This is a genomic window from Mucilaginibacter glaciei, assembly GCF_014773245.1.
Classification (GTDB): Bacteria; Bacteroidota; Bacteroidia; order Sphingobacteriales; family Sphingobacteriaceae; genus Mucilaginibacter; species Mucilaginibacter glaciei.
Map to the genome: position 1 here is coordinate 502886 of NZ_JACWMX010000004.1, position 25303 is coordinate 528188.

The 25303-nt window shown below is 43.2% G+C and carries 26 protein-coding genes and 1 tRNA gene; 6 read left to right on the forward strand and 21 right to left on the reverse strand.

Features of this window, described 5'->3' with window-relative positions; genetic code table 11:
* The first annotated feature begins 108 nt into the window (after positions 1 to 108).
* On the forward strand, positions 109 to 633 hold the full coding sequence (locus tag IDJ76_RS12295; protein ID WP_191163613.1) for a 5' nucleotidase, NT5C type: 525 nt from the start codon (positions 109 to 111) through the stop codon (positions 631 to 633).
* On the opposite strand, the gene ruvC is transcribed toward IDJ76_RS12295, so the two are convergent.
* Positions 634 to 1227, reverse strand: a complete 594-nt coding sequence (gene ruvC, locus IDJ76_RS12300) for a crossover junction endodeoxyribonuclease RuvC (protein ID WP_191163614.1) — start codon at positions 1225 to 1227, stop codon at positions 634 to 636. It lies immediately after the preceding gene.
* A 17-nt stretch (positions 1228 to 1244) separates the two neighbouring features.
* Entirely contained in the window at positions 1245 to 1883 is a 639-nt protein-coding gene (aat, locus tag IDJ76_RS12305) for a leucyl/phenylalanyl-tRNA--protein transferase (protein ID WP_191163655.1), read from the reverse strand.
* Positions 1884 to 1987: 104 nt separating this feature from the next.
* On the opposite strand from aat, the gene IDJ76_RS12310 reads away from it, so the two are divergent.
* The 3 genes from IDJ76_RS12310 to IDJ76_RS12320 all read left to right on the forward strand — a co-directional run bounded on the left by IDJ76_RS12310 (position 1988) and on the right by IDJ76_RS12320 (position 6625).
* Positions 1988 to 3373 (forward strand): DUF1800 domain-containing protein, encoded by a 1386-nt coding sequence (locus IDJ76_RS12310; protein WP_224746298.1) that lies wholly within the window; start codon positions 1988 to 1990, stop codon positions 3371 to 3373.
* A 62-nt stretch (positions 3374 to 3435) separates the two neighbouring features.
* Positions 3436 to 4635, forward strand: coding sequence for a DUF1501 domain-containing protein (locus IDJ76_RS12315; RefSeq protein WP_191163615.1), 1200 nt, complete (start codon positions 3436 to 3438; stop codon positions 4633 to 4635).
* 136 nt (positions 4636 to 4771) lie between these two features.
* Complete coding sequence (locus IDJ76_RS12320; RefSeq protein ID WP_191163616.1) at positions 4772 to 6625, forward strand: PAS domain S-box protein; 1854 nt, start codon at positions 4772 to 4774, stop codon at positions 6623 to 6625.
* A 4-nt stretch (positions 6626 to 6629) separates the two neighbouring features.
* Here the strand turns inward: IDJ76_RS12320 and hisS are convergent, their stop codons facing one another.
* The 13 genes from hisS to IDJ76_RS12385 form a co-directional block, all read right to left on the reverse strand.
* Positions 6630 to 8000, reverse strand: a complete 1371-nt coding sequence (hisS, locus tag IDJ76_RS12325; protein ID WP_191163617.1) for a histidine--tRNA ligase — start codon at positions 7998 to 8000, stop codon at positions 6630 to 6632.
* Between the two features lie 136 nt (positions 8001 to 8136).
* Positions 8137 to 8814, reverse strand: a complete 678-nt coding sequence (locus IDJ76_RS12330) for an OmpA family protein (protein ID WP_191163618.1) — start codon at positions 8812 to 8814, stop codon at positions 8137 to 8139.
* A 211-nt stretch (positions 8815 to 9025) separates the two neighbouring features.
* Complete coding sequence (locus IDJ76_RS12335) at positions 9026 to 10357, reverse strand: sensor histidine kinase (RefSeq protein ID WP_191163619.1); 1332 nt, start codon at positions 10355 to 10357, stop codon at positions 9026 to 9028.
* Positions 10358 to 10359: 2 nt separating this feature from the next.
* The gene (locus IDJ76_RS12340) at positions 10360 to 11043 is read right to left on the reverse strand and encodes a response regulator transcription factor (protein WP_191163620.1); all 684 of its coding nucleotides are present in this window, start codon (positions 11041 to 11043) and stop codon (positions 10360 to 10362) included.
* A gap of 7 nt (positions 11044 to 11050) precedes the next feature.
* A complete protein-coding gene (locus IDJ76_RS12345; protein ID WP_191163621.1) occupies positions 11051 to 11935 on the reverse strand; it encodes a hypothetical protein in 885 nt (294 codons plus the stop codon).
* 27 nt (positions 11936 to 11962) lie between these two features.
* Positions 11963 to 12262: a hypothetical protein gene (locus IDJ76_RS12350; RefSeq protein ID WP_191163622.1), complete on the reverse strand. Its 300-nt coding sequence runs from the start codon at positions 12260 to 12262 to the stop codon at positions 11963 to 11965.
* Between the two features lie 185 nt (positions 12263 to 12447).
* Positions 12448 to 13344, reverse strand: a complete 897-nt coding sequence (locus IDJ76_RS12355) for an FAD:protein FMN transferase (RefSeq protein WP_191163623.1) — start codon at positions 13342 to 13344, stop codon at positions 12448 to 12450.
* A 184-nt stretch (positions 13345 to 13528) separates the two neighbouring features.
* Positions 13529 to 14602, reverse strand: a complete 1074-nt coding sequence (gene prfA, locus IDJ76_RS12360; RefSeq protein WP_191163624.1) for a peptide chain release factor 1 — start codon at positions 14600 to 14602, stop codon at positions 13529 to 13531.
* A gap of 421 nt (positions 14603 to 15023) precedes the next feature.
* Entirely contained in the window at positions 15024 to 15188 is a 165-nt protein-coding gene (locus IDJ76_RS12365; protein WP_191163625.1) for a hypothetical protein, read from the reverse strand.
* Positions 15189 to 15202: 14 nt separating this feature from the next.
* A complete protein-coding gene (locus tag IDJ76_RS12370; protein WP_191163626.1) occupies positions 15203 to 15367 on the reverse strand; it encodes a hypothetical protein in 165 nt (54 codons plus the stop codon).
* Positions 15368 to 15579: 212 nt separating this feature from the next.
* A complete protein-coding gene (locus IDJ76_RS12375; RefSeq protein ID WP_191163627.1) occupies positions 15580 to 16353 on the reverse strand; it encodes a UDP-2,3-diacylglucosamine diphosphatase in 774 nt (257 codons plus the stop codon).
* 74 nt (positions 16354 to 16427) lie between these two features.
* On the reverse strand, positions 16428 to 16982 hold the full coding sequence (locus IDJ76_RS12380; RefSeq protein ID WP_191163628.1) for a DUF922 domain-containing protein: 555 nt from the start codon (positions 16980 to 16982) through the stop codon (positions 16428 to 16430).
* Positions 16983 to 17008: 26 nt separating this feature from the next.
* A complete protein-coding gene (locus tag IDJ76_RS12385; protein WP_191163629.1) occupies positions 17009 to 17950 on the reverse strand; it encodes an SPFH domain-containing protein in 942 nt (313 codons plus the stop codon).
* A gap of 127 nt (positions 17951 to 18077) precedes the next feature.
* Here IDJ76_RS12385 and IDJ76_RS12390 point away from each other — a divergent pair, with 127 nt between their 5' ends.
* Positions 18078 to 18476, forward strand: coding sequence for a hypothetical protein (locus IDJ76_RS12390; RefSeq protein WP_191163630.1), 399 nt, complete (start codon positions 18078 to 18080; stop codon positions 18474 to 18476).
* Positions 18477 to 18506: 30 nt separating this feature from the next.
* On the opposite strand, the gene IDJ76_RS12395 is transcribed toward IDJ76_RS12390, so the two are convergent.
* Genes IDJ76_RS12395 through IDJ76_RS12420 form a run of 6 tightly spaced genes read right to left on the reverse strand, consistent with a single transcriptional unit; the run spans position 18507 to position 24883 of the window.
* On the reverse strand, positions 18507 to 19505 hold the full coding sequence (locus tag IDJ76_RS12395; RefSeq protein ID WP_224746299.1) for an L-histidine N(alpha)-methyltransferase: 999 nt from the start codon (positions 19503 to 19505) through the stop codon (positions 18507 to 18509).
* Between the two features lie 12 nt (positions 19506 to 19517).
* Positions 19518 to 20672, reverse strand: coding sequence for an ergothioneine biosynthesis protein EgtB (egtB, locus tag IDJ76_RS12400; protein WP_191163631.1), 1155 nt, complete (start codon positions 20670 to 20672; stop codon positions 19518 to 19520).
* 4 nt (positions 20673 to 20676) lie between these two features.
* Positions 20677 to 22248 (reverse strand): ABC transporter permease/substrate-binding protein, encoded by a 1572-nt coding sequence (locus tag IDJ76_RS12405; RefSeq protein WP_191163632.1) that lies wholly within the window; start codon positions 22246 to 22248, stop codon positions 20677 to 20679.
* Entirely contained in the window at positions 22241 to 23206 is a 966-nt protein-coding gene (locus IDJ76_RS12410) for an ABC transporter ATP-binding protein (RefSeq protein WP_191163633.1), read from the reverse strand. Before IDJ76_RS12410 ends, IDJ76_RS12405 begins: the two co-directional genes overlap by 8 nt.
* A gap of 5 nt (positions 23207 to 23211) precedes the next feature.
* On the reverse strand, positions 23212 to 24600 hold the full coding sequence (locus tag IDJ76_RS12415) for a mercuric reductase (RefSeq protein WP_191163634.1): 1389 nt from the start codon (positions 24598 to 24600) through the stop codon (positions 23212 to 23214).
* A 1-nt stretch (position 24601) separates the two neighbouring features.
* Complete coding sequence (locus tag IDJ76_RS12420; RefSeq protein WP_191163635.1) at positions 24602 to 24883, reverse strand: DUF427 domain-containing protein; 282 nt, start codon at positions 24881 to 24883, stop codon at positions 24602 to 24604.
* Between the two features lie 247 nt (positions 24884 to 25130).
* Here IDJ76_RS12420 and IDJ76_RS12425 point away from each other — a divergent pair.
* Positions 25131 to 25202: transfer RNA gene (locus tag IDJ76_RS12425), tRNA-Glu, on the forward strand.
* Positions 25203 to 25303 lie beyond the last annotated feature (101 nt).

Genomic DNA, 25303 nt, shown 5'->3' on the forward strand with positions numbered 1-25303 from the left:
TCAATAAGGCGCAAAAGTATATTTAAAATGCATGTGATGCAAGTTATTTAGAATAATTATAAATAATAAGCTTGTGCTTAGGTGTTATATTTGTGTAAAACAGACACTATGAAGCGAATTGCTATTGATATGGACGAAGTTATTGCTGACGCACACCTCCGTTTTGCGGATTGGTATAAGCGGGATTACCACAAGGAGTTTTCTGCAGAGCAGCTCCATTCAAACTATATTATGGACTTAGTGCCGTCTGAGCATAAAAGTGTAATTAAAGAATACGCGTTCCACGATGATTTTTTTAAGGATTTGGCTGTAATGCCCGGCGCAAAAGAAGTGGTACGCGATCTACACGAAAAGTACGAGATCTTTATCGCTACCGCGGCTATGGAATTCCCTAACTCTTTCCTCCCCAAATTACAATGGTTAAAAGATCATTTCCCGTACATCAGCTGGACAAATATTGTGTACTGCGGGGATAAAAGTATCATCAATGCCGATTACCTGATAGATGATAACGTGAAGCATTTCAAACGTTTTATTGGGCAGGGCGTATTATTTACTGCTGGCCATAACATAAACTTGGATTGGAAAGTCCGGGTAAACAACTGGCAGGAAGTGCGGGCTCTGTTACTCTGATTATTTAGTGCCAGTTTTTACCCTGTCGGCATTATCCTTCACAAAAGCTGCCCAGCCCGAGTGGCTTTTTTTGCCCGTTACCTTGCCGCCGCGTGCTACCGTAATCTTTTGAAAGGAGTGGCAAACCGCAACAGAAAGGCCGTCGGTAGCATCTAAAAAATCGGGTGTTTCGGTAAATTTGAGTAAGGTTTGTAACATGGCCGCCACCTGTTCTTTGGTAGCGTTACCGTTCCCGGTGATGGATTGCTTTATTTTGCGGGGCGAGTATTCGGTAATACTTACATTTCGTGATAGCGCTGCAGCCATACATACCCCCTGGGCCCTGCCCAGCTTGAGCATCACCTGGATGTTTTTGCCGTAAAAGGGGGCTTCGATAGCCAGGCAATCGGGTTTATAGTTATCTATCAGACCGACGGTTTTTTCAAAGATGCGCTGCAGTTTCAGCATGTGATCGTCAATCTTATCCATCTTCACTACTCCCATGCTGATGAGCTCCATTTTGCTGCCCTTTTCCAATATCAGCCCGTAACCCATAACCGCTGTACCGGGGTCGATGCCTAAAATAATACGCTCTTTTATGTTGGGTTGGTCCATCTGTACAAAACTAAGGTTTAAGCGATGGAATTATGCAGTATGCCGATATAATCTTCACGCGCGATCATTTGCGCGCCCATGCTTTCCAGGTGTTCGGTGTAAACCTGGCAGTCTATCAATTGGTATTGCCCGGTATTACATAGCCATATCAGCGCGGTTTTTGAGGCATTGCTTACCTTGCTAAACATACTCTCGCCGCAAAAAACGTCGCCAATGTGTACGCCATACAGGCCGCCGACTAATTGCTCATCCTGCCAAACTTCAACAGAATGGGCATACCCTAACTGGTTTAGCCGTGAATAAGCAGCTTTCATATCGGCAGTGATCCAGGTGCCGTCCTGCCCTTCGCGTTTGGCGGCCGAGCAGGCCTCTACTACATCATCAAAACAGGTATCGACCGTCACCTTAAACCTGCCGGAGCGCAGTACCTGCCGCATGGATTTGGAAACCTGCAGATCTGCCGGGAAAAGCACAAACCTTTCATGCGGCGAAAACCATAGGATCGGTTCATCCTCGCTATACCAGGGGAAGATGCCGTTTTGATAGGCCAGCAGTAAACGCTCAACAGACAAATCGCCGCCCACAGCCAGCAGGCCGTCCTCATCAGCAAGGGTAGGGTTGGGAAATACTAAGCGGTCGTCGAGCCTGAAGATCATCGGCACAAATTTACAGGTAAGATACCGGTTGTACATTCATTTAATCAATTTTTAAAATGTAAAAAAGACATTAAACCAATGAGTTTAAGCGTTGTCATATAATTATGATAGATAATAGCAAAAAGATCAGGCATTTGTATTCGCGGGCGGGTTTCGGCCTGCGGTTCGAAGATCTGCGGATGGCCGAGCACTCTACCGTTAAGCAAGCGGTTGAGCAATTATTCAAATCATCAGAAGAAATAAAACCGCTGGATATTATTGCAGGGAACATTGACTATAAGACCTTTTTAAGCAAAGGCAACGATATGACCAAAAAAATGTTTTTTCAGGAGCAGCGCCAGCAGGAAAAAGGCCTCAACGTTTATTGGGTTAAGCAAATGAGCGATACAAATGCGCAGCTTCGTGAAAAGATGACCCTTTTTTGGCATAACCATTTTGCCTGCCGTACACAAAACGCCTGGTATGCGCAGCAGTTGAACAATATACATAGAACGAATGCTATAGGTAATTTTAAAACAATGCTACTCGAGGTGGCAAAGGCACCTGCGATGCTGCAATTTTTAAATAATCAGCAAAACCAAAAGAACCACCCTAACGAGAATTTTGCGCGGGAGCTGATGGAGCTTTTTACCATAGGCCGCGGTAACTATACCGAGCAGGAAGTTAAAGAATCGGCGCGGGCATTTACCGGTTGGGGCTTTAACCAGCAGGGCATGTTTGTAACCAGGCCTAATTTGCATGATACCGGGCAGAAAACATTTTTAGGGCAAACGGGCAACTTTGGCGGCGAGGAGATTATTGATATGTTGCTGGCCAAAAAGGAAACAGCCAAATTCATCAGTACCAAATTGTATAAATACCTGGTAAACGAAACACCCGACCCTGCGCATGTAAACGCCATGGCCGATGTGCTGTACAATAGTAAATATGATATAACGCCGCTTTTAAAGTTTGTATTTACATCCGATTGGTTTTACGATCTTAAAAATACCGGTAATATGATCAAAGCACCGGTAGAGTTTATTGTGAGTATGAACCGACAGTTTTATGTACAATATCAAAACCCGGATATTATGATGCAGTTTGAGCGTACGCTTGGGCAGGTGCTTTTTTATCCGCCAAATGTAGCCGGCTGGCCGGGAGGCAAGAACTGGATTGACAGTTCATCGCTTATGTATCGCATCAAGATCCCGTCGACAGTTCTGAATGGTGGGGTTATTGACTTTACCGGCAAGGCGGACCCGGAAGATGAGGCATTTATTACCAATACCTTAAAAAGCAAGCAGGCAGTGGCAACGCAGGTGCAAACCCAGCCTGATTGGGATAAGTTTTTAGGTGAGATACCTGCACATACATCAAAGACTACCATAGCACAGGTTATCTTGTCGCCTGCTCTAAATAGCAGTGTAATGGATGTGGTTAACAGATCTACAGATATTAAAACGATGGTGATAGAACTGGTTTCGACACCGGAGTATCAGCTTAGTTAGTTATTGATTGACTGAAGTTTAAGATTCAATCACTAATTCACTAATTCATTAATTCGATAATTATGATACGAAGAGATTTTTTAAAGAATTCGGCACTTGCATCAGGCGCGTTTTTGATACCATCATTTTTGAAACCGTTTGAGGCAATGGCCAATAGCGAACTTACCGGGTACAAAAACCTGGTGATCATCCAGCTTTCTGGCGGTAACGACGGGTTGAATACTATTATACCTTACGGCAACGATATTTATTACCAAAAGCGGGCCACCATTGCTATCAAACAGCCAGAGATTATTAAGCTGAATGATATGCAGGGTTTAAACCCTAATTTATCGGCCCTTAAAGAAATTTATGACCAAGGCTGGATGGGCGTGATCAATTCTGTAGGCTACCCAAACCCGGATAGGTCGCATTTCCGGTCGATGGATATCTGGCAAACAGGTAGCGATGCCAACCAGTTTTTAACCACCGGCTGGATAGGCCGATACCTGGACAGCAATTGTACGGTGAATAAAGATCCATATACCGCGATAGAGGTTGATGATACGCTGTCGCTTGCCATGAAAGGCACGAAGATGAAAGGCATAGCGGTACAAAACCCCGGTAAGCTTTATCAGTCAACCCGCGAACCGTTCTTTAAGGAACTGGTGCACGAGCATGATAACGCCAACCTGAATGAAGATAATTTGGGCTATTTGTACAAAACGATGATCGAGACTTATTCGTCGGCTAATTATATCCAGCAAACATCTAAAACTTATAACACAACGGCGGTATATCCCAATACTCCTTTTGCGGGGCAGTTAAAAAGCGTGGCAAAGTTTATCAATTCGGGTTTAAAAACAAGGGTTTACTATGTATCGTTAAGCGGGTTTGATACCCATACTACCCAGCAAAACCAGCAGGGCCGCCAATTAAAGATCTATGGTGACGCAGTTGCCGCCTTTGTGAAAGATTTAAAGCAAGCCAATAAACTGGATGATACGCTGGTGATGACGTTCTCTGAATTTGGCCGCCGTGTAGAGCAAAACGCCAGCAACGGCACCGACCATGGCACGGCAAACAACGTGATGTTATTTGGCGGTAAACTTAAAAAATCGGGCATTTATAATAACGCCCCCAACTTATCAACGCTTGATAACGGAGACTTGAAATACGAGATCGATTTTAGGGATGTTTACGCCACCCTACTGGATAAATGGTTGAATGTGAACAACAGCTTGGTGCTGAATAAGAATTTTGCCGGGTTGGATTTTGTGTAGCACGATAAACTGCTGTTGATTTATGGCACCATCGGATACCGGGGGTGCTTTTTTTGTTTACAAATAACTGTGTGTTGCAAATAGTGGTGCAAAGTTGTTATTTTACATAACAATTCACAAAGGCAACCAATTACTAATGGAGGATATTTACAAAATTATTCTTGAAGAAACACTTGCCGGTTATTGGGACTGGGATATCAAAACAGATATTATGTTTTTAAGCCCCGCCTTAAAGCGTATGCTGGGCTACGAAGTAGATGAACTGATTGGAGGTCATGCTGTTTTACAATCATTGATCTTACCCGACGACCTGCCTGTGGCTAAGGCGTGCTTTTACGACCATGTGAATAGCCATGGTGTTAAGCTTTATAATATCGACATCAGATTTAGCCAAAAAAACGGAGAGATACTCTGTATAAATTGCACAGGCCGTGTAATTGAGTGGGACGGCAACGAGCCTGCCCGTATGATAGGTTGCCATATAGATGTTACCGAAAAGAAAAAAGCAGAGGGTGACCTGGCCATAAGCGAAGAAACTTTTCGCAACGCGTTTGAATTTTCGCCTATCGGGATGGTACTGGTATCGATAAAAGGTAAATTTTTAAAAGTCAATAAGAGCCTGTGCGACATGTTGGGCTACACGGCAAAAGAACTGCTGTGCAAAACCTTTCAGGAAATTACCCACCCGGATGATCTGGAAGCAGACCTTACCTTGCTACAAAAAACGCTGAGTGGAGAGATATCCACTTACCAGATGGAGAAGCGCTATTTTAAAAAAGACGGCGGAGTACTTTGGATCTTGCTGAATGTATCGCTTATTTATGACCGGAGTAGCCGGCCCCATTATTTTATATCGCAAATAAAAGATATTACCGAACCCAAGAACGCCGAGGCGGCTTTGCGCGAAACCCAACGGAGGTGGATCTTTGCGTCTGAAGGGTCAGGTGGTGGGATCTGGGATTGGGATTTGGCGAACAATACCATTTTCCATTCCGAGCAGTGCATCAGGATGATCGGGTTTGAGCCGCATGAGTTTGATAATATTCCCGGGGTGTGGACCCAAAAGGTACACCCGGATGACAAAGTGAAATATCTTGCCGATATACAGGAATATCTTGATGGTAATACTGAAATATATACTAACCAGCACCGGGTATTATGCAGGGATGGTAGCTATAAATGGATCCTGGACAGGGGGAAAGTTATCGAGTATGCCCCGGATGGTACCCCTGCCCGTATCATAGGCACACATACGGATATTACCGATCAAAAACAGAAAGAGGAACAATTGCGGTATACGCTGGATATGGTGAGTGGACAAAATAACCGGTTGTTAAACTTTGCGTATATCGTATCGCACAACCTGCGCACGCATGCCAGCAACTTTAAAATGATTATGGATGTAGTGAAGGACCCTGATACCGATGCGCAGGAAAAGGAACAATTATCTATGCATCTGCAAAGCGTGTCTGACCAACTGAATGACACGATCAACAACCTGAATGAGGTGGTATCTATCCAGACAAATATCGATATCCAGACTTACGAGATCAACCTGTTCAATTATGTTACCCGTGCGATAGATCTTTTACAGGGGGATATCAGCCGCTGGAATGTAGAAGTAATAAATGAGGTGCCTGTCGATTGTAAGTTAGTTTATAACCCGGCTTACATGGAAAGCATCATTTTTAACCTGTTAAGCAACGCTCTCAAATACCGTTGCTTGCATGGTAAGCCAAAAGTGATGATCACTTATTTTACAGATACCGATGGCAGGCAGGGGTTTGGTGTGGCCGATAACGGCATTGGTATTGACCTTCACAAAAATGGGCACGACATGTTTGGAATGTACAAAACCTTTAACGGTAACCGAGATGCTAAAGGGATGGGCCTCTTCATCACAAAAAACCAGGTAGAATCATTTGGAGGGCGCATTGAGGTAGCCAGTGAAATAGGTAAAGGCACAACCTTTACCGTTCATCTTAATTAATTTGCTAAATTAATTTTTGAAGGATCGCATCTGCCGTTAATTTTTCCTGATCGCCCGTTTCCATATTTTTAACGGTAAGCAAGCCGCTTTGAATTTCATCACTACCTATCACTACGGTATAAGGCACCTTTTTGGCATTGGCATAATCCAGCTGTTTCTTGATCTTGGCACCCGCCGGGTATAGTTCTGAGTTAATATTATGCGCACGCAGCTGTTGCAACAGTGGCAAAGCAACCATTTCTGCTTCGGGCTCAAAACAGCAAATTAAAACCCGGGTGCTTTGTTCTGCCGATGCCGGGAATAGATTTAACTCTTCCATCACATCATAGATCCTGTCGGCACCGAAAGAGATGCCCGCACCTGTCAAGCCTTTCAATCCGAACATGCTCGTAAGATCGTCATAACGGCCGCCGCCGCCAATACTGCCCATGGCCGCCTCATTAGTTTTCACTTCAAAGATAGCACCGGTATAGTAATTTAAACCGCGGGCAAGGGTAATGTCCAGCTCAAGCGTTGCGGTTTGCAATTTGCAGCTGGCCAGGTAATTGAATACAGTCTGGATCTCATCACAACCCTGCAAGCCGATTGCCGAATTATTTAACGCTTTGCGCAGACTGGCTAACTTCTCTTCATTGCTGCCTTGTAGTAAAATTACGGGCTGTAACTGATTGACATCGGCATCGGTAAAGCCTTTTTCTATCAACTCTTTTACAACGCCTTCCATGCCGATTTTGTCAAGCTTATCTATGGCAACTGTCAGGTCAATGATGTTATCGCTTTTATCTATTATCTGGGCTATACCCGATAGTATTTTTCTATTGTTTATTTTAATGGTAAAATCCTTCAAGCCTAACAGACTTAAGGCTTCGTCGTAGATCATGATAAATTCTGCCTCGTTTAGTAATGAAGCTGAGCCAACTACATCTGCATCGCATTGGTAAAACTCGCGGTAACGGCCTTTTTGTGGCCTGTCGGCGCGCCAAACCGGCTGCACCTGGAAACGCTTGAACGGAAAGGTAATCTCGTTTTGGTGCTGCACCACATAACGCGCAAAGGGAACAGTGAGGTCGTAACGAAGGGCTTTTTCGGAGATAGAAGTTGTGGCCTGATTTGAATTTCGTGTTTCTAAAGCATTGCCATCAGCCTTGGCTAAAAAGTCGCCACTGTTCAGGATCTTAAAAATCAGTTTATCCCCTTCATCACCATACTTACCGGTAAGGGTACTCAGGTTCTCCATAGATGGCGTTTCTATTTGCTGATAGCCATATTTGCGGAATACACCCTTAATGGTATCAAAAATAAAATTACGTTTGGCCATTTCAGCAGGAGAGAAATCGCGGGTGCCCTTTGGTACGGATGGTTTGATGGATGCCATGCGGCAAAGGTACAAAAAAAGTTGCCTCGCCTAACTCATCGCTATGGTAGCGGGTATTAAATTAAGCTATAAAAATAAAGCCCCACACTTTGCAGTGCAGGGCTTCGGTTGAAACTATTATTAATCGCTCTATTAACTATTGTGCTTGTTTTGCCTGGTTTTTCATCTGGTCGTTTGCAACGATAACGATCTCTACACGGCGGTTTTGCGCGCGGCCTTCGGCAGTTGTGTTATCAGCAATCGGCTCAGATTCACCTTTTCCACTGGTTGATAAGCGTGAATTTGCAACGTTACCCGCAGCGATGTAAGATTTTACCGATTCAGCTCTTCTGATTGAAAGATCCATATTGTGAGAATCAGACCCTGTATTATCTGTATGGCCCACAACCAGGATATTGGTTTGAGGATTGTTTACCAATGAGGTAGAAAGATTTTGCAAGTTGGTACGTGCAGCGGCTTTCAAATCAGATTTGTCGGTATCAAATAAAATACCCGAATCAAACTTTACTAAAATACCTTCGCCTTCGCGGGTAACAGTAGCACCCGGTACAGTCGATTTGATTTCGGCAGCTTGCCTATCCATATTGCGGCCAATAAATGCACCTGCAGTACCACCAACGGCACCACCTATAATTGCACCTAAAGCAGTATTACCTGCGGCTTTACCTATCAAAGCGCCAACAGTACCACCGGCACCTGCACCAATAGCTGCGCCTTTTTGTGTTTTAGTTAACGAGTCGCAGCCTGTAACCAAAACGCCTAATGATGCGATGGCGATACTTAAAGTGGCTATGCGTAATTTTAAAGTCTTCATATGCTCTTGTTATGTATAATTTCTTGGATTATTGCAAAGCAGGTGCCAAAAACGGTCGGCAGGTATTAATAATATATAAATGATATATACTATAAAATGCACTACTATAACAACATTTTTTTAATAGGCAGGAAATTTTTAAATCCACTCGCACTCAATCATCAAAACCGAATTTGTCGGCTGCCTGTTATTTAGTACAGGGATTGACCGCTTAAAGGAATTTAAGAATATTAAAAGGGAACAACAAGGTAAAAGTGCTGCCCTTGTCCTTTTGCGAAGTAACATTAATAGTGATACCATGAAAAGCCGCTATAGATTTTACGATAGGCAAGCCCAGCCCAAAGCTATCCTGCAGCAAGGATTGCTTGATTTTTTTAAACCTATCAAAAATGTAGGGGAGCTGTGCGGCATCTATCCCAATGCCTGTATCTGTAATGCTGATGCTGTATCCACCCTTTTCTACCCGGGCTGTTAACGTTATAGCGCCATCGGGTTTATTGTATTTAATGGCGTTATTAACCAAATTGAACAGCAGGTTAAACAGTAAGAATTTGTTTACGTTCACTAGTAAAATATCGTCGGTAACGATTAATTCAAAGTTGATGTTTTTATCCTGCAGGCGGATGGATATCTCGTCGTAAATATCCTGTAAGAGTTCGCTTACCAATATGCTGTCTTCTTTAAGGAATTGTTCGTTCTCAATCTGCGAGATCAGCAGTAAGGTTTTGGTAATGCTTTTTAACCTGTTCAGTATTTTTTGCATTTCCATCATGCGCACCTTCAGTTCGTCGGCAATATCCTCCTGCTCAAACATGTTCTCTATCTTTGATTGCATAATTGAGATAGGGGTCATGAGTTCATGCGATGCATTGGAAATAAACTCCCGCTCTTTTTGAAAAGCTTGTTCGATGGCTTCTATCATCTGGTGGATGCTGATATCCAGGTGCTGAAAATCGGACGTAGTTGTTTTTACCTCTTTATACTTATTAAAACTCGGGAACTTGTTGCCTATCAGTTTGGTTTTGATAATCAAACTTAGCGGCCGTAATATGTAGTTGGCATAAAACAGATCGGCCATAATGGTAAGTAGCACCATCCCTAATAAGATAGCAAGGGCGATGTTTTGCAACGGGCCTGTAGTTTCGCTAATGGTCTCTACACTTTTACCAATCTCCAGCATGTAAGTTTTGCCGTTTACTTTGAAAGTGTGGCTTAAAATGCGGTAGCTGATGGTATCGCGCTCAATTACGCGGCGCTCATCCTGAATGGTGTCTAAGCGATAATTGTTTTCGACCGTGTCCAGGCTTATATATTCTTCCTTTAAGGGGAGGTAACTACCGTAGCTCTGTCCGTCTTCGATATAGGTTTTAATTCCTCGCTCCTTTACAATCTGTAAAAGTTTGTCTTTTTGTTTTACCAGCCGCTCATCCGTATAGTTACGGTTAATGTTTTTAATAACGGAAGGTAACAGTGCAACAAACAAGGTTACAATTACCACTTTTGAAAGGGTATTAAATAACGTCAGTTTGGTTTTTAGCTTCAAGATTAAACAGTGGCTTTTATGCGGTAACCCAGGCCGCGCACCGTTTCCAGCCAATCGGCAGTTGCGTGTACGCTTAATTTTTTGCGGATGTTTTTGATGTGCGCGTCAATAAAGTTAGAGTCGTAATCATCATTAACAATACTACCCCAAATATGCTCGCTCAACTGTGCCCGCGTAAGTGTACGATTTTTATTGAGTAGCATGTAAGCGATCAGGTCAAACTCTTTTTTAGTAATGGTAGTAACGGGCGTGGTTTGATAAACAATGTTACGGTCTGTTAAATTCACCAAAAAACCATCCAGCTCAATAATGTGGTTAACCAGCCCAAACTTGCGGCGGGTAATGGCCTGCATGCGGCTTTGCAGCTCCAATAAAGAGAATGGTTTGGGTAGGTAATCATCGGCTCCCAGGTCAAGCCCGGTAATGCGGTCGTTGACTTCGGCGCGTGCGGTAAGGATGATACATGCGGTTTCGGGGTGGCTTTTTTTGGCTTCCTTTAAAAGGTCAAGGCCGTCATAATCGGGCAGGCCCAGATCAAGGAGGATAAAATCGTAAAGGTTCACTGCTATTTTTTCGGATGCCGATTTGCCGTTAAAACATAGTTCGCAAATGAAATTGTTTTTTGTTAGGAACAACTCCATCTCATAAGCCAGGGCTTTCTCGTCTTCGATAATTAAAACATTCATTCAGGCGCTAATAAAAAACGTAAAAAAAGGTAAAATTAAAGAAAGATTCGCGGCGGTTTTTTAACGTGCCCTCCACATTAACCGGTATCGAATACTTCCACGATGCCTCTAAAGTGTAATGAGAACGGTTATAGGCCAGCGGCAGTTTAAAGCTGTAATTAAGCATTTTAAATTGCGCGTTTGCACGGGCCTGCCTGCCATTTTCATTTTTTATAAAAATGTTATCGGCCTCCAATTGGTACTGATGATCTACCGAGTAGCGCTGTACAAAGTTTTGTGTGCCCACTATAAAGTTGATGGTGGGGTTGATAGACAGGTAATCGGTTTGGTCAAAGATGCTGAATTTGCTTTCGATGTATTTTGAATTACTTATCGTAAGGAAAAAATCGTTGGATTTGCCAAATAGATAATCGGCAATTACGCTTGTTTTGAGTACCCGCCAATCGTATGAATTCTTAAAGTTGATATCATTGGTTGATGCTGACTTGATGATGGTAGATTCGTTTGCGAAAATAAAACGCGTGTAACTGATGGTACCCGTATATTTTTTAGATAAACGGTAAAAATACCCGCCACCTACATCAATCTCATCCAAAACCGGCTTATAGCCTAACACCTTTAATGCCGAGCCATATACAAAAAAGCCGGATTTATAATTTAGGATCATATCTGCCGATACGAAAGGGTATTTGATTGGGCCTGTGCGGCCAAAAAACAAGGCATCGCTACCGTAAGTAATACCTGCTGATGCCGAATTTTTTTTGACGATGCTTGTCGTATCTGTATCTGCTACTGCATAATTGCCCCTGTACGCAATCAGGGCCGGATTAAAGCGGGCCGCGAAAGTTACGTTGGAGAATAGTACAAATAGCAGCAGGCAGGTATATCTCATCAGCAAAAATATTTGGGTTTAATCACGTTAATCATTCCTCCTTGGTATTTCGGGCGGCCGCTCTAACCCATCAGGGCGGCGTTGCCGTTTGGGTTTAAGTTTGCCCTTTGCATCAACATCTTCTACCTTTTCGGGCTTGGGCATTTTTTTAGCCTTAGCCACTTCCTTGATCTTTTTTTTCTCTTCTTCTGCCTGCCGTTGTTTTCTTAATGTGGCAGTATCACGCTGTAACGTATAATTTGTGGTAAGCGATATACTTGCAGTATCAAAAAAGGTAATGTGTAAAGACGCGTTTTTAGCATACGATAAGCGTGGTACGAATATCATTAAAAGTACAATATACAAAAACCACTTTATCATTGAGGGGATAGACAGGATATGTTTAATTATTAATGCAAATATCGGGTGTTTTGCAAGCAGTAATACCAATAATTAAAACAAAGTAAAATTGCACCAAATATTAGTGTAAAAGTTAAAAATAAATGTTCGATCCGGTTTAGGTTATTAAGCCGTTAAGCAACCAGGTTAATACCCTTTGATGTATAAACGCGTGCATGATCATCCACAATAATGCAGGCCATTTGATTTAATTTATTAATTAAATACAACCCTGCATTTACCCCCATTGCAATAATTGGTGAGGCCATTGCATCGGCCAATTCGGCACCGGGGGTGATGATGCTTACGCTTTTGATTTCGCTAACCGGGAAACCATTTACAGCATCGATATTGCGCGCGTTTTTTTCAGATGTATTAGGTTGCTTTTCGGCATTATGGGAAGTAGCTACCGCCATGTTGCTAATGTTCATATGAGCATAAGGCTGGCCGGCTTGCTGCGGGTCGGCAGTGGCAATGGTCCAGGGGGTATTATCTGGCTGCAGGCCCCAGCTTAAAAGGTCGCCACCGGCATTAATAACGCCGCTGCTTACGCCTTCCATCTGTAAGATGTATTTGGCCCTGTCTGCAGCGTAACCACGGCTTACAGCAGCAAATCCAATACGCATCCCTTTGTTTTTAAGGAATACGGTTTGCTTTGCGGCGTCTAAAACAATGTTTTTATAACCCGTAAAGGTCGATTTTGGCTTAGGAGTAGCCAGGTAACTGATATCAAATGTGCCGTAAGTAAGTTCAGAGATCTGGATAGAACGATCTACCAATCTATAGATCTCTGCATCCACGTGAACAGGTTTAATGCCCGCGTTACGGTTTATCTCGTTTATTTTGCTGTCTTCGGTAAGGGTGCTTAACAGTTTTTCAACCCGGTTTATTTCGGCAATCGCGCTATCGATGCGTTCGTTGGCCCACGTTAGGTCGTTTGAAACTAAACTCACCTCGAAACGGTTGCCCATCAGGCGGGTTTCGCGGCCTAAAATGGTTGCTTTTTCTGTTAATGTCTTTACTGCCAGCATAAGGGGATATATTTTTGTACAGTTAAATTGTAAGTACATATCCTATACGCTCCTTTACGTGAATATGCAACTACATTGTTCCAAAAATAATGGGGGTGTATGAAATTAACATGAAAAGGCAATTGGCATAAATGTAAAAAGCACCCAAAGGGTGCTTTCACTATTAATATCTTAATAAAATAAATTAGGCCGCGGTGCCTTCTTTTAAACGTTCGGCATTTTCTGCAAACTGCAGGGCTTCCATAATTTCCTGTAAATCGCCGTTCATTACGCCGGTAAGGTTGTAAATGGTCAAACCGATGCGGTGCTCTGTTAAGCGACCCTGCGGGTAATTGTAGGTACGTACCTTTGCAGACCTATCGCCGGTGGCCACCATGGTTTTACGCTTTTTGGACGTTTCTGCTAAGTGCTTTTGCAACTCCATTTCATAAACGCGTGAGCGTAATACACCCAGCGCCTTATCATAGTTTTTTAACTGCGATTTTTGATCCTGGCATTGCGCCACGATACCCGATGGAATGTGGGTTAAACGCACGGCAGAGTAAGTAGTATTTACCGACTGGCCGCCCGGGCCAGAAGCACAGAACAAATCCTTACGGATATCGCTCACCTGCAGGTCGATATCAAATTCATCAACCTCGGGCAGTACAACAACAGAGGCTGCCGAAGTATGCACGCGGCCCTGTGTTTCGGTATCCGGGACACGCTGTACACGGTGCACGCCGCTTTCATATTTAAAGTTACCGTAAGCATCCTCTGCATTTACGTTAAACACAATTTCTTTATAACCCCCGGCAGTGCCTTCGGTGTAATCAACAAGCTCTGTCCGCCATCCACGGCGTTCGCAATAGCGCATGTACATACGGTAAAGGTCGCCTGCAAATAACGCAGCCTCGTCGCCACCGGTACCGCCGCGGATCTCGATGATCGCGTTCTTAGAATCTTCCGGGTCTTTAGGGATCAGCATCAAACGGATAGTCTCTTCCATTTCATCCTGTTTAACCAGAAGCTCGTCCAGTTCCATTTTGGCCATTTCGCGAAACTCTTCGTCCTTTTCGGTAGAGAGGATCTCTTTATTAGAGTCGATATTGCTCATAATGTTTTTGTACACATTATACTCATCAACAATTTTAGCCAGGTCTTTATATTCCTTGTTCAGCAGAGCAAAACGCTTCATATCGGCCATAGCCTCCGGGCTGCTTAACTCCACTTCTACCGCTTTCCAGCGTTGGAATATCAATTCTAATTTCTCTAACATATGCTTTTAAAAAACATGCAAAAATACGCAATTTAACGCGAATAATAAATTCAGCCGATTGTAAAGAGTTTTGGCATGTTGGTGGTGCAGTGAGAGCTAACCACAAACTGAAAGTGCTTCCGTGCGATTAACTCACCATTAGAATTGCTACGCTCGGCGACCATCTCTCCACAAGCGGAAAAATGGTAAGCTTCTTTTTTCTTTTTCTCTTGTGTTTTCCCTCTCTTTTCTCCTTAGCGAAGAGCGGGCGGCCAGCGTAGCGAATCCGGGGTGAGTTGATCACCAAGCGATCCTATGAACTTGCAATGATTTAGTTAAGCTGAAAGCTTAATTTATTTTAAGGTCGAAGTTTATAAACTTTGACCAGTGGGGGGAATTGCATTATAATAACTGAGGCCGGTTTGTAAACCGGCCTTAGTTATTATAAGACTGTGAAACCGGCAGAACCACCCGAACTATCGCCCTCTTCTTCCTCATCATCAGGGCCGCCCTTATAAACGTTAACCTTAGCCGGAAAATTAAATCTATTACTTGTTTTTGCCCACACAGCACCTTGTGCTGTAGAAGCGATCATCATTATTTTCATAATACTTAAAAAAGTTAGAGTGTAAACCCTCCGGTACCACCCGAGCTATCGCCTTCTTCTTCTTCCTCATCATCGGGGCCGCTTTTGCAAGCTTTAATATTAGCCGAAAGATGTAAATTGTCACTTAATTTTGCCCATACTGCACCTGGTGCTTCGAGGGCGGTGAATTTAATTAGCATGTTTAAAGGTAATGGATTTGTTTCCTAAAGTATACTCCTAAAACGGCTAAAATTAATGGGAGGCGGAATCTTTTTTATAATCCAGGGGATATCTGCAATTACCTTACATTGGTTTAGTAAAGCTGAAAGATTAACCATTTTTAGGTAGAAGTTTATGAACTTCTACCAGTGAGAATTTTTCCACATTGAGGACGCTTACGGTAGCGATTGTTTTACAGCGATTTAACCGTCTCTTCCACCTTTTCAAAATATTTCAACTCCAAGTGCTCCCCATCAAAAACTGCATAGGTTTTGTAATAAACCCATTCGCCTAAGTTGATGTAGCGGCTACCCGTGCTTAAAGTAATATCGAGCGGCAAATGGCGGTGGCCATAGATCAAATAATCGTAATGATTGGTTTTTAAAACCTCTTCGGAATGGGTAACCAGCCATTCCTGCTCATGGGTGCGCAAATGCTCCGTACGGCCGCCTTCTATCCTGCTATGGCGCGACCAACGGTTGGCTATCCCTACCCCCAGGCTGGGGTGCAGGCGGGCAAACAGCCACTGACAAAAGCTGCTGCGAAAAAACTTTTTAAGGAATTTGTATTTGACATCGCCGGGGCCTAAACCATCGCCGTGGTGTAGGTAAAACTTTTTGCCGTTACGCTCAAAAGTTAGTTCGTTAGCTACGATAGTAGCGTTTAGTTCCTTTTCAAAATAATCAAACATCCACATATCGTGGTTGCCTTTAAAAAGGTAAAGCTTTACTCCCGCATCGGCCAGTTGGGCCAGTTTGCCTAAAAAGCGGATGTACCCTTTAGGCACAACGGTGCTGTATTCAAACCAAAAGTCAAATATGTCGCCCACCAGGTAAATTTCGGCGGCATCATCCCCTACCAGATCCAGCCAGCGCACAATACGTGCCTCCCGCTCGCGCGATGATTGATAGCTAACTGCCCCCAAGTGGAAATCGGACGCGAAATAAATTTTATTACGGGTAGGCATAATTGTCCCTAAAATACAGCATTTATACTTAAACGTGCAAATGTTACAATGGTGTATAAATAAGGGACGGGGATTTACAGGCTGGCGTTCTCGGGCGGCATGTATTCTAAACGCTTGTTAAAATAAACATCCCAACTGTGCTGTTGCTGGTGGTTTTGCGAGTGTTCGGTATCTTCGTCGTAATCGATATTGAGCTGCTTGTACTTGGCATCGATGCGGTTAAATAACCCCATGGCTTCTGCTTTGTAATTGGATGTAAAGCGCATGCGCGTCATAGCGCGGATAACCTCCTGCTGCTCCAGATAGGCTATATTGTAGTGTCCCTGCTCGTGTTTCAGTATCTCTGTCAACAGTTCCCGTGTGGCAATGACCGAACGGTTTATCCAGGACTTGTCGCGGTTTAAGGTAAGGATGACGTTAAAATTGAGGCGATAAATATTATTACTTAGTGTGGCCTGGTAGCTGAAATTAATGCTGCAATTGGTATAAGCTACCACCCCGAGGCTGTTGGGCAGGGGCACACTCCTGAAATCGTCGGCAGTTAATTGCTTAAAGCCTTGTGCCGAAGCCGTTAAGGCCGCGGCAAGCAGCACCACACAAAAACAAGCTGCTTTGAATATTTTAGCCATTATTAAACAAAGGGTAAGTAAATATTTTACTTTTTGACCTTGTCTGACTGCAAAAGGTTTAATGCCATCATTTCTTTCATGGTGCGTTCCATACCTTCAGTAGATCCGTCAAGGAAGATCACATTACCATTGGAGTTCTCGGCAAAGTGCTTGATAGATTCCGTCCACATAGTAAACAATATGACAGACGTATCCATGTTGGCACCCTGCATTTCTTTGGCAGCCACGGTCATACCCTTGGCCACCTCCTCGCGGAACAATGCGATACCCTGGCCACGTAACTGCGCAGCCTGACGTTCGGCCTCGGCCGAGATCTTGATTGCGTTACCTTCCGCCTCGGCAGCTTTGGTTTTAGTGATCAGTAAGGCCTGGCCTTCGTTCTCGGCGGCGGCCTTCAGGTTATTTGATGCTACTACCTGGCTCATCGATTTCATGATTACGTCATCAAACGTTATGTCGTTCAATTGCAAATCCTGCAGGTGGTAACCCCAGCCTTCTAAGATAGTATCCAACTGTTCTTTTACATGTTCTACAATATCGCGGCGCAGTATCAGCACTTCACTTTGGCGTTTGGTGGCTACAAAGGCACGGATAGATCCTTCTACCGTACGGATCAGTGCCTGCATCAGGTTACGCTCGTCAACAAACTTAAAGGCCACGTTTTTAATCGCTTCTTCGGATTGGTCCAGCACCGAGTAAAGCAGCATCGCCTTAAAATATACATTGGCTTGGTCAAACGTTACCGCCTGGAATTCCAGCTCGACAGAGCGGTTCTGGATGGATATTTTAGAGTAAATATTTTCAATTAACGGGATCTTGAAATTTAATCCCGGCATCAAGATCCGGCGGTATTTGCCAAATACAGTGATCACCGCAATGGTACCCTGCTTAACCGTTACAAATGAGGAAAGAGCAACAACCAGAATAAAGAAGAGGAGTACAAATGTTATTAATGATGATGCAGTCATAAGGCCTTTATTTTGGAATAAATATAGGCTTAAAAACAATAGATGCAATGTGAGTATTATTTTGTTTCTTATAATTCAACTGGTAAGATATAAATTGGTGTAAATTGCAATACGCAAGTTTGAGAATATGGATGTACAAATAGAGTTATACGATGAAAGGGAACGGGTAGTCACAACAATTACAGTAGAGCAAATCGCGGCAAACTCTTTTAAAATGATAGGAAATGAAATCATTAATTGTGATCTGACAAAAGGAACTGAGTTTGAAACGACAATAAATAAAAATGGTCAACATGAGATAAAAAGGATCTTAAGACAGTCTGAGTTCACTACCCGCAGATTTTGTCTGTCGCCAAAAGATAAAATTGACGATTATCGTATGTTAGGTGACGAACTTATTAAACGGGGCGGGTTTTGGCAAATAGATTTTGCCAGTTATTTAACGATTAATATTCCCAAAGACTTTGAATTCGACCTTGATACTGTTATCAATGATTTAGGACTTAATATAAATGAGCTAAAATAATATATCCGCACACTGTCTAAAAACCTTGTTTTATACCGCCATCCAGATCGCATCCACAAACCAATTCTTATTATCAAAAACCTGGCTTACGGGTTTAAACCCGGAGCGTTCGGCCATTTCGCTGACCTGATTTGCTGTGTATTTTTGAGATATCTCCATGTAGATATACTCATCTTTTTGAAAGTCAACGGCTTCTTCACCTACGTTGACCCGCTGTTCGGCAAGGCTTATAAGGTAGCTTTTGCAGGCACCCGTTTCCGGGTCGTACATGGCATAATGATCAAATTGGAAAGTGTTAAAATCGGCACCCAACTCACGATTGATTCTTGTTAACAAGTTAATATTGAATTGTTTGGTAATTCCTCCCTCGTCATTGTATGCAGCTAAGACGGTCTTAGGGTTCTTTTTCAAATCGGCACCCACCAGTACCATATCACCCTCTGAAAGGTTGTTGCGTAACTCGCGACAGAATTCTTCAGCATCGGTAACGGGCATATTGCCTATGTTCGATCCCAGGAACATCACCACCTTACGGTTTTTAGAAATAGAGGCTGCTTTCTTCAGCATATCAAAGTATTCGCCCTGCAAACCGGTAATCTTAATGCCTGGTAAAGTGACGGGTAAAGTGATGTTCAGATAATTGATCACGTTGCCCGATATGTCTATAGGCAGATAAGTGAAATCGGTTTTATTCTCAATAAGATAACTCAGTAAATGAGATGATTTAGTAGCGTCCCCGGCACCTAACTCGATCAGGTCGAATGCGTCACCATTGCCGGTTATGGCTTTGGCCAACTCAGCAGTGCGACTAGTAAAGATCTCCATTTCGCAATTGGTTGGATAGTATTCGGCACAGTTCATCAGATCCTGAAACAACTTGTCGCCATTAGCATCGTAAAAATACTTAGACTCCAGTTGCTTTGGGCTGGAGGTTAACCCGTTAATAACGTCTTTATAAAATTGATCGTCGGTTATTGAGGCTGAACTAACTGATGATTGCGTTGCTGTATTTGTTGGAGACATAGACATGATATTGTGATATTATTTAGCAAGACGGATGCCAGTAAATTGCCAGCGTAGCTCTGGCTGGAAAAAGTTACGGTATGTGACACGGCTATGATTTGGGGAGGTAACTTCTGATGCGCCGCGAAGTACTTTTTGGCCCACCATAAATTTGCCATTATACTCGCCGATAGCACCCGGTGCCTTAGCAAAACCAGGATAGGGCAGGTAAGCGCTTTCGGTCCATTCCCAACGCTGTCCCCATTGAAATTGAGTAGCTGCAACTTCCCATTCAAATTCGGTAGGGAGGCGTAAGCCTTTCCATGATGCATATGCGTAAGCTTCGTAATAGCTGATGTGTGTTGCCGGCCCATGCAGGGTTAAAGGCTGCAAACCGTGATAAGTGTAGTTAAACCATTCGCCATCTACATGGTGCCAGTACATGGGTGCCTCTATCTTGTTGTTGTTAACCCAGTCCCAGCCTGCTGCATGCCAGTGACGGAAATCGTGATAACCGCCGCTGTTAATAAATTCCAGGTATTCGGCATTGGTCACCAAGTTCGGACTGATCTCAAAAGCGTTCAAATAAACCTTATGGCGATTAAGCTCGTTATCAAAGCAAAAGCCATCTCCTTTGAAACCAACTTCGTATACATTTTCATTTATTGGGATGAATGCAGCATCCTCCACAATCTCAACTTTTGGTATTACATAATCTTGCGAGTATGCCGGGAAGAGCGGGTTATTACCCAAGATGTATTTGATATCGGTTAATAAAAGTTCCTGGTGTTGCTCCTCGTGATTAAAACCAAGTATCATCAATTCCTTCACCTCATCGCTTAATTCGCCCTGCGCCAGGAAGTTATACATGGCGTCATCAACATATTTACGGTACGAGTAAACTTCTATTACTGTAGGCCGGCTCAGGTTACCCCTGTCCGTTCGGATTACACGGGTGCCTACGGTTTCGTAATAGCTATTAAAAACGTAGTTAAAGTTAGGGTCGTACTCCTGGTAGCCCATAAAATATGGCTTTAGGATAAAGGTCTCAAAAAACCAGGTCATATGGCCGATATGCCATTTAGGCGGACTTACATCCACCACGGGTTGTACTACATAATCTTCGGTGTGCAGGTGGCTGCAGATCTCTTCGGTACGGCGCCGAACTTTTTGGTAACAATCAGCTATATCCATTATGTTATTTGCTTTCCAAATATCGTTTGAGGTTAGAAATTGTTTTAATATTTAAATCTTTAGCTTGTTTTTCGCGCATCATCAACGCATAAGCATTGTTAAAGCCGATAGGTTTAAGCCATTTTATCTGATATCGTTTGGAGAATTCACGCTGTACATAGTTGTAGGTACTATCTTTGCTCGTCTGCAATTCATTAACTGTTTTAGCAGGTGCCTGCAATATGGCCAACAAGCCCGTGCCGGTATACTCGGGGTAAAAGTCTATCTGGTCATTGGTCATCGCGTCGAAAACTATTTTGGTGCCGCCAAGGCCGCTTTTGGTGCTTACATCGTAATTGGTGTGTCCCTTTATAAGCATGCTATACATGCTGGCCAAAATGTATTGCTCGCCAAATATTTTTGAGCCGATACGTACAACGCCCTCTTTGCCGTTCTTTTCCGCCCGCCATAGTTTTTTAGAAACAAGGAAATCTTTAGCAACCCGCTCAGGTGATTGATGCAGGTAATCCGTTTTATAGTTCAATTCCGTCATTATGGAGTCGGTGATGGTTCCCGCCAATAGGTTGAGTGTTTTTTCTAGTTCGGGGAATTTCCTTAACGCATCTTCACGAACAATAGGCGCCGCATAATATGGCGGGAAGATCTTTTTGTCATCATCAAGCACCAATAAGTTATACGCCTTTAACCGGCCATCGGTAGAGTATCCGCTGATCACATCCAATTCCTTTTCCTGTGCGGCCTTATACATCACCGCATCGCTTATTACAATGGTATGAATCTTTAAACCATATTTACTAATCAACCCAAGGTTACCGTCCTGCCTGCCCATAAATTCGGGTGTGAAACCCGCCGTTAATTTACCGCCATAAGCTGATGGAATAAAGTACAGGCACGATAGTATGATCAATAATACAGGTGCTATTTTGACTACGCCTTTAATTTTTTTAACATTCAGTTTTTGAACCAGCGATAGCAGAAAATCAAATATGATAGCTAATAATGCAGCGGGAATAGCCCCAGCTAATATCATGTTAGTGTTGTTAAGCGATATGCCACCGAAGATAAATTCGCCTAAGCCACCTGCTGCGATATAGGATGCAAGGGTGGCAACACCCACATTGATAACAGTCGCCGTACGGATCCCTGCCAGTATAACAGGCATGGCTAAAGGTAATTCAACCTTAAACAGCACCTGCCATTTACTCATGCCCATAGCTACCGCGGCTTCTTTCACAGTGGCATCAACACCGGTAATGCCGGTATAAGTATTGCGGATGATAGGCAACAGCGCGTAAAGCAGCAGGGCAACAATTGCAGGTTTGGCCCCGATGCCCAAAAGCGGGATCATGAAACCCAGTAACGCAATGCTGGGGATGGTTTGTAAAATACCTGCAATGCCCAATACTAATCCCGATATATTTTTTTTGCGGGTGATATAAATACCGAGGGGCAGCCCTATAAGAACCGCGATGAATAATGAAATGAATGTTAGCCCGATATGCTGCATGGTTTGCACGCCCAGCTTATCGGCCTGCTGGCTCATGAACTGGAGCAGGGTTTGTTGTTGCTCATTCATGGGGCTGCAGGTTTTTATGTTTGGAGAATGCCGACATCAGTTGATCGAACGTGATGCTTTTAACCTCTTTAGTATGCTGGTTGATGATATTGATGGTTTCGCGGGGATAAAATTTAAAGTTTTCTAACGCCTCCCAAATGCCAATATCTGATGACAACATAGATGGATTGATTTTTTTACCTGTATCTGTTAGATGAGTCCACAAATCTGTCAATTTGATCGACTTCAATTCCAATTGCAAACGTTGCTCCAGCAAAAAGCCACGAACGAATTCATTTACAGGGTTGAATAGCAAATCGGCAGGGGCGTCTATTTGTACTATTTTACCCTTATCCATCAAGGCTATGCGATCGGCCAGTTCAAAGGCTTCCTGCACATCATGAGTTACCATTATAATGGTTTTGCGTTTCAACTCATCCAAAGCCTTAAATTCACGATGGATACTGGAGCGGGTTACGTTATCCAACGCTCCAAAGGGCTCGTCCATCAGTAAAACTGGTGGGTCGGTCACCAACGCCCTTGCCAAACCGATTCGTTGCTGCTGTCCGCCGCTTAATTCTGACGGGTAGGCGTTTAAGTATTCTTTAGTGAGGTGCAGCTTCTCTATCAATTCATCAACCCTTTTTTGCGTTTTGGCCTTATCCCATTTTAAAAGATTTGGTAAAACCGCAATGTTTTCGCCAACGGTATAATGAGGGAACAGCCCATTGTTTTGTAATACGTAACCGATACCGCGGCGCAGTAATTCCGGCGGTTGCTCTGAAATATTTTTACCATCAATGGCAATGTTGCCACTGTCAGGTTCTATCAACCGGTTAAGCATTTTTAGTGTAGTGGTTTTACCGCAGCCGCTGGTACCCAGCAAAATCATGTTCTCTCCTTCATTAACTTCGAAGGAGATATCATCAACTGCCTTTACGCTACCATAAGTTTTAACCAGGTGCTCAACTTTTATCATCAACACTAATCCTCCAGGGTCATGAAAAGGTTGTTTAATGATTCGGAGTAGGTAGGGTGCGCAAAAACGCAATAACGGATCCGGTCATATGTGATGCCCCCCATCATAGCCATTTGCAATACAGTCATGATTTCGCCGCCTTCGGTGCCAACAATAGCTACCCCTAATATTTTTTTGGTTTTGGGATCAACAATGGCTTTCATTAACCCGCGGGTGTCGCCGGTTTCGATAGCCCGGGCAACGTGCGCCATTGGTAGTTTAGCCACTTCGTATTTTAACCCTTGTTCTTTAGCATCCTTTTCGGTGATGCCTACCCGGCCTAATTCAGGGTCGGTAAACATACAATAGGGTACCGGTCGGTTTTTGATGCTCAGGTTTTGATTTTCTATGAGGTTACGGTAAACAATCGTGTAATCATTGTAGGCGATATGCGTAAATGCAGGGCCGCCTTTTACATCTCCCAGCGCGTAAATGCCTTTTATATTGGTTTCGAGTTTAGTATTAACAAGCACTTCGCCTTTTTCGCCTGTTTTAATTCCGGCTTTATTTAAGTCCAGGGTTTCTGTTTGCGGCGACCGCCCAACGGCTATTAGCACATGACTGCATTTGATCCTGGTTTCTTTTCCCTCAACCAGCATGGTAGCGGTGATCTTACCTTTTTCCTTTTGTCTGAACTTGCTGATCTTGGCATTAGTGTGAATAGTTAATCCTTCGCCGGTTAAAATATCGGTTACAGCGGAAGCAATATCTTCATCTTCACGAGATAGTAACTGTGCCGATTTTTCAATAATGGTAATCTTGCTACCAAACCTGCGGAACATCTGCCCAAACTCTAACCCAATATAGTTACCGCCAATTACCAAAAGGTGCTCCGGTACCTTTTCCAGTTCCAAAATGGAATGCGACGTTAAATAATCTATCTCGTCAAGCCCTTTAATGTCTTTTGGGATGATGGTTTTTGCACCGGTATTGATAAAAATCTGGTTAGCGGTGAACTGTTTGGTTTTGCCGCCTTTTAATTTTACAGTTACAATTTTATCGCTTTCGAACATAGCTTCGCCAAATACCAAATCGAGGTTTGGTGTCTCTTCGATTGCCTTTTGCGCCCCATTGCGTGATTTTAACACGATTCCCCGTGTACGCTTTTTTATCTGCTTCAGGTCAACCTTGTAGCCCTTGATATTAACACCCATATCATTGCAACGGCCGGCCAGATAAGCTATCCGTGCGCTGGCAACCATAGTTTTAGTAGGGGTGCAGCCATCATTGATGCAGGTGCCGCCTACAACGCCTTTTTCTATCAATAAAGTTTTTTTGCCGGCTTTTGCCAGTTTTTTTGAAAGCGGTACACCTGCTTGCCCCGATCCGATTATTATTGCGTCGTATTGCTTCATGTTATGCGGTAACTTTCACACCCTTCCAAAAGGCAACGTAATTGGCTATTTGTGACGCTGCTGCCTTAGGTGCCGGATAATACCAGGCAGCATCGGGATTCTGTTTACCATTCACCTCCAGCGTGTAGTAAGACGCTAAGCCTTTCCAGGGGCAGGTGGTTTGTTTAGCACTTTGTTTAAAAAATTCAGAGCTAATGCTATCCTTCGGGAAATAGTGGTTGTTTTCTACAACAATGGTGTTATCGCTTTCGGCAATAACCTGGTCGTTCCAAATCGCTTTCATTTGTAAATGGCTGATTTTATTGTATAAAGATATTGTATTGCGTACCGGAATAATAATAGCTTAAAGCATTTTTTGTTTGGTTGTAATTAAAATGATATACGGGTGAATATGTTGAGCGGCAACCGGAAAAAAACCTCTCCGAAATTTTTTTTAAAAGAAATTTTAATTTTCTGATGAAACGTTTATCTTTGCAATCCCAAAATAAGGGAAACGAAATTTAAAATATCAAATTTCGCGACTCATAAATGGCCCGTTCGTCTAGGGGTTAGGACGTTAGATTTTCATTCTAGAAACAGGGGTTCGATTCCCCTACGGGCTACTTGAGGGGAAAGGTTGTAAAAAGACAACTTTTCCCCTCTTTTTTTTCCTTGTAAGTTGCTGTTTATCAGCAAGATAAGAGAAAGTGGCTCACTCAAATAA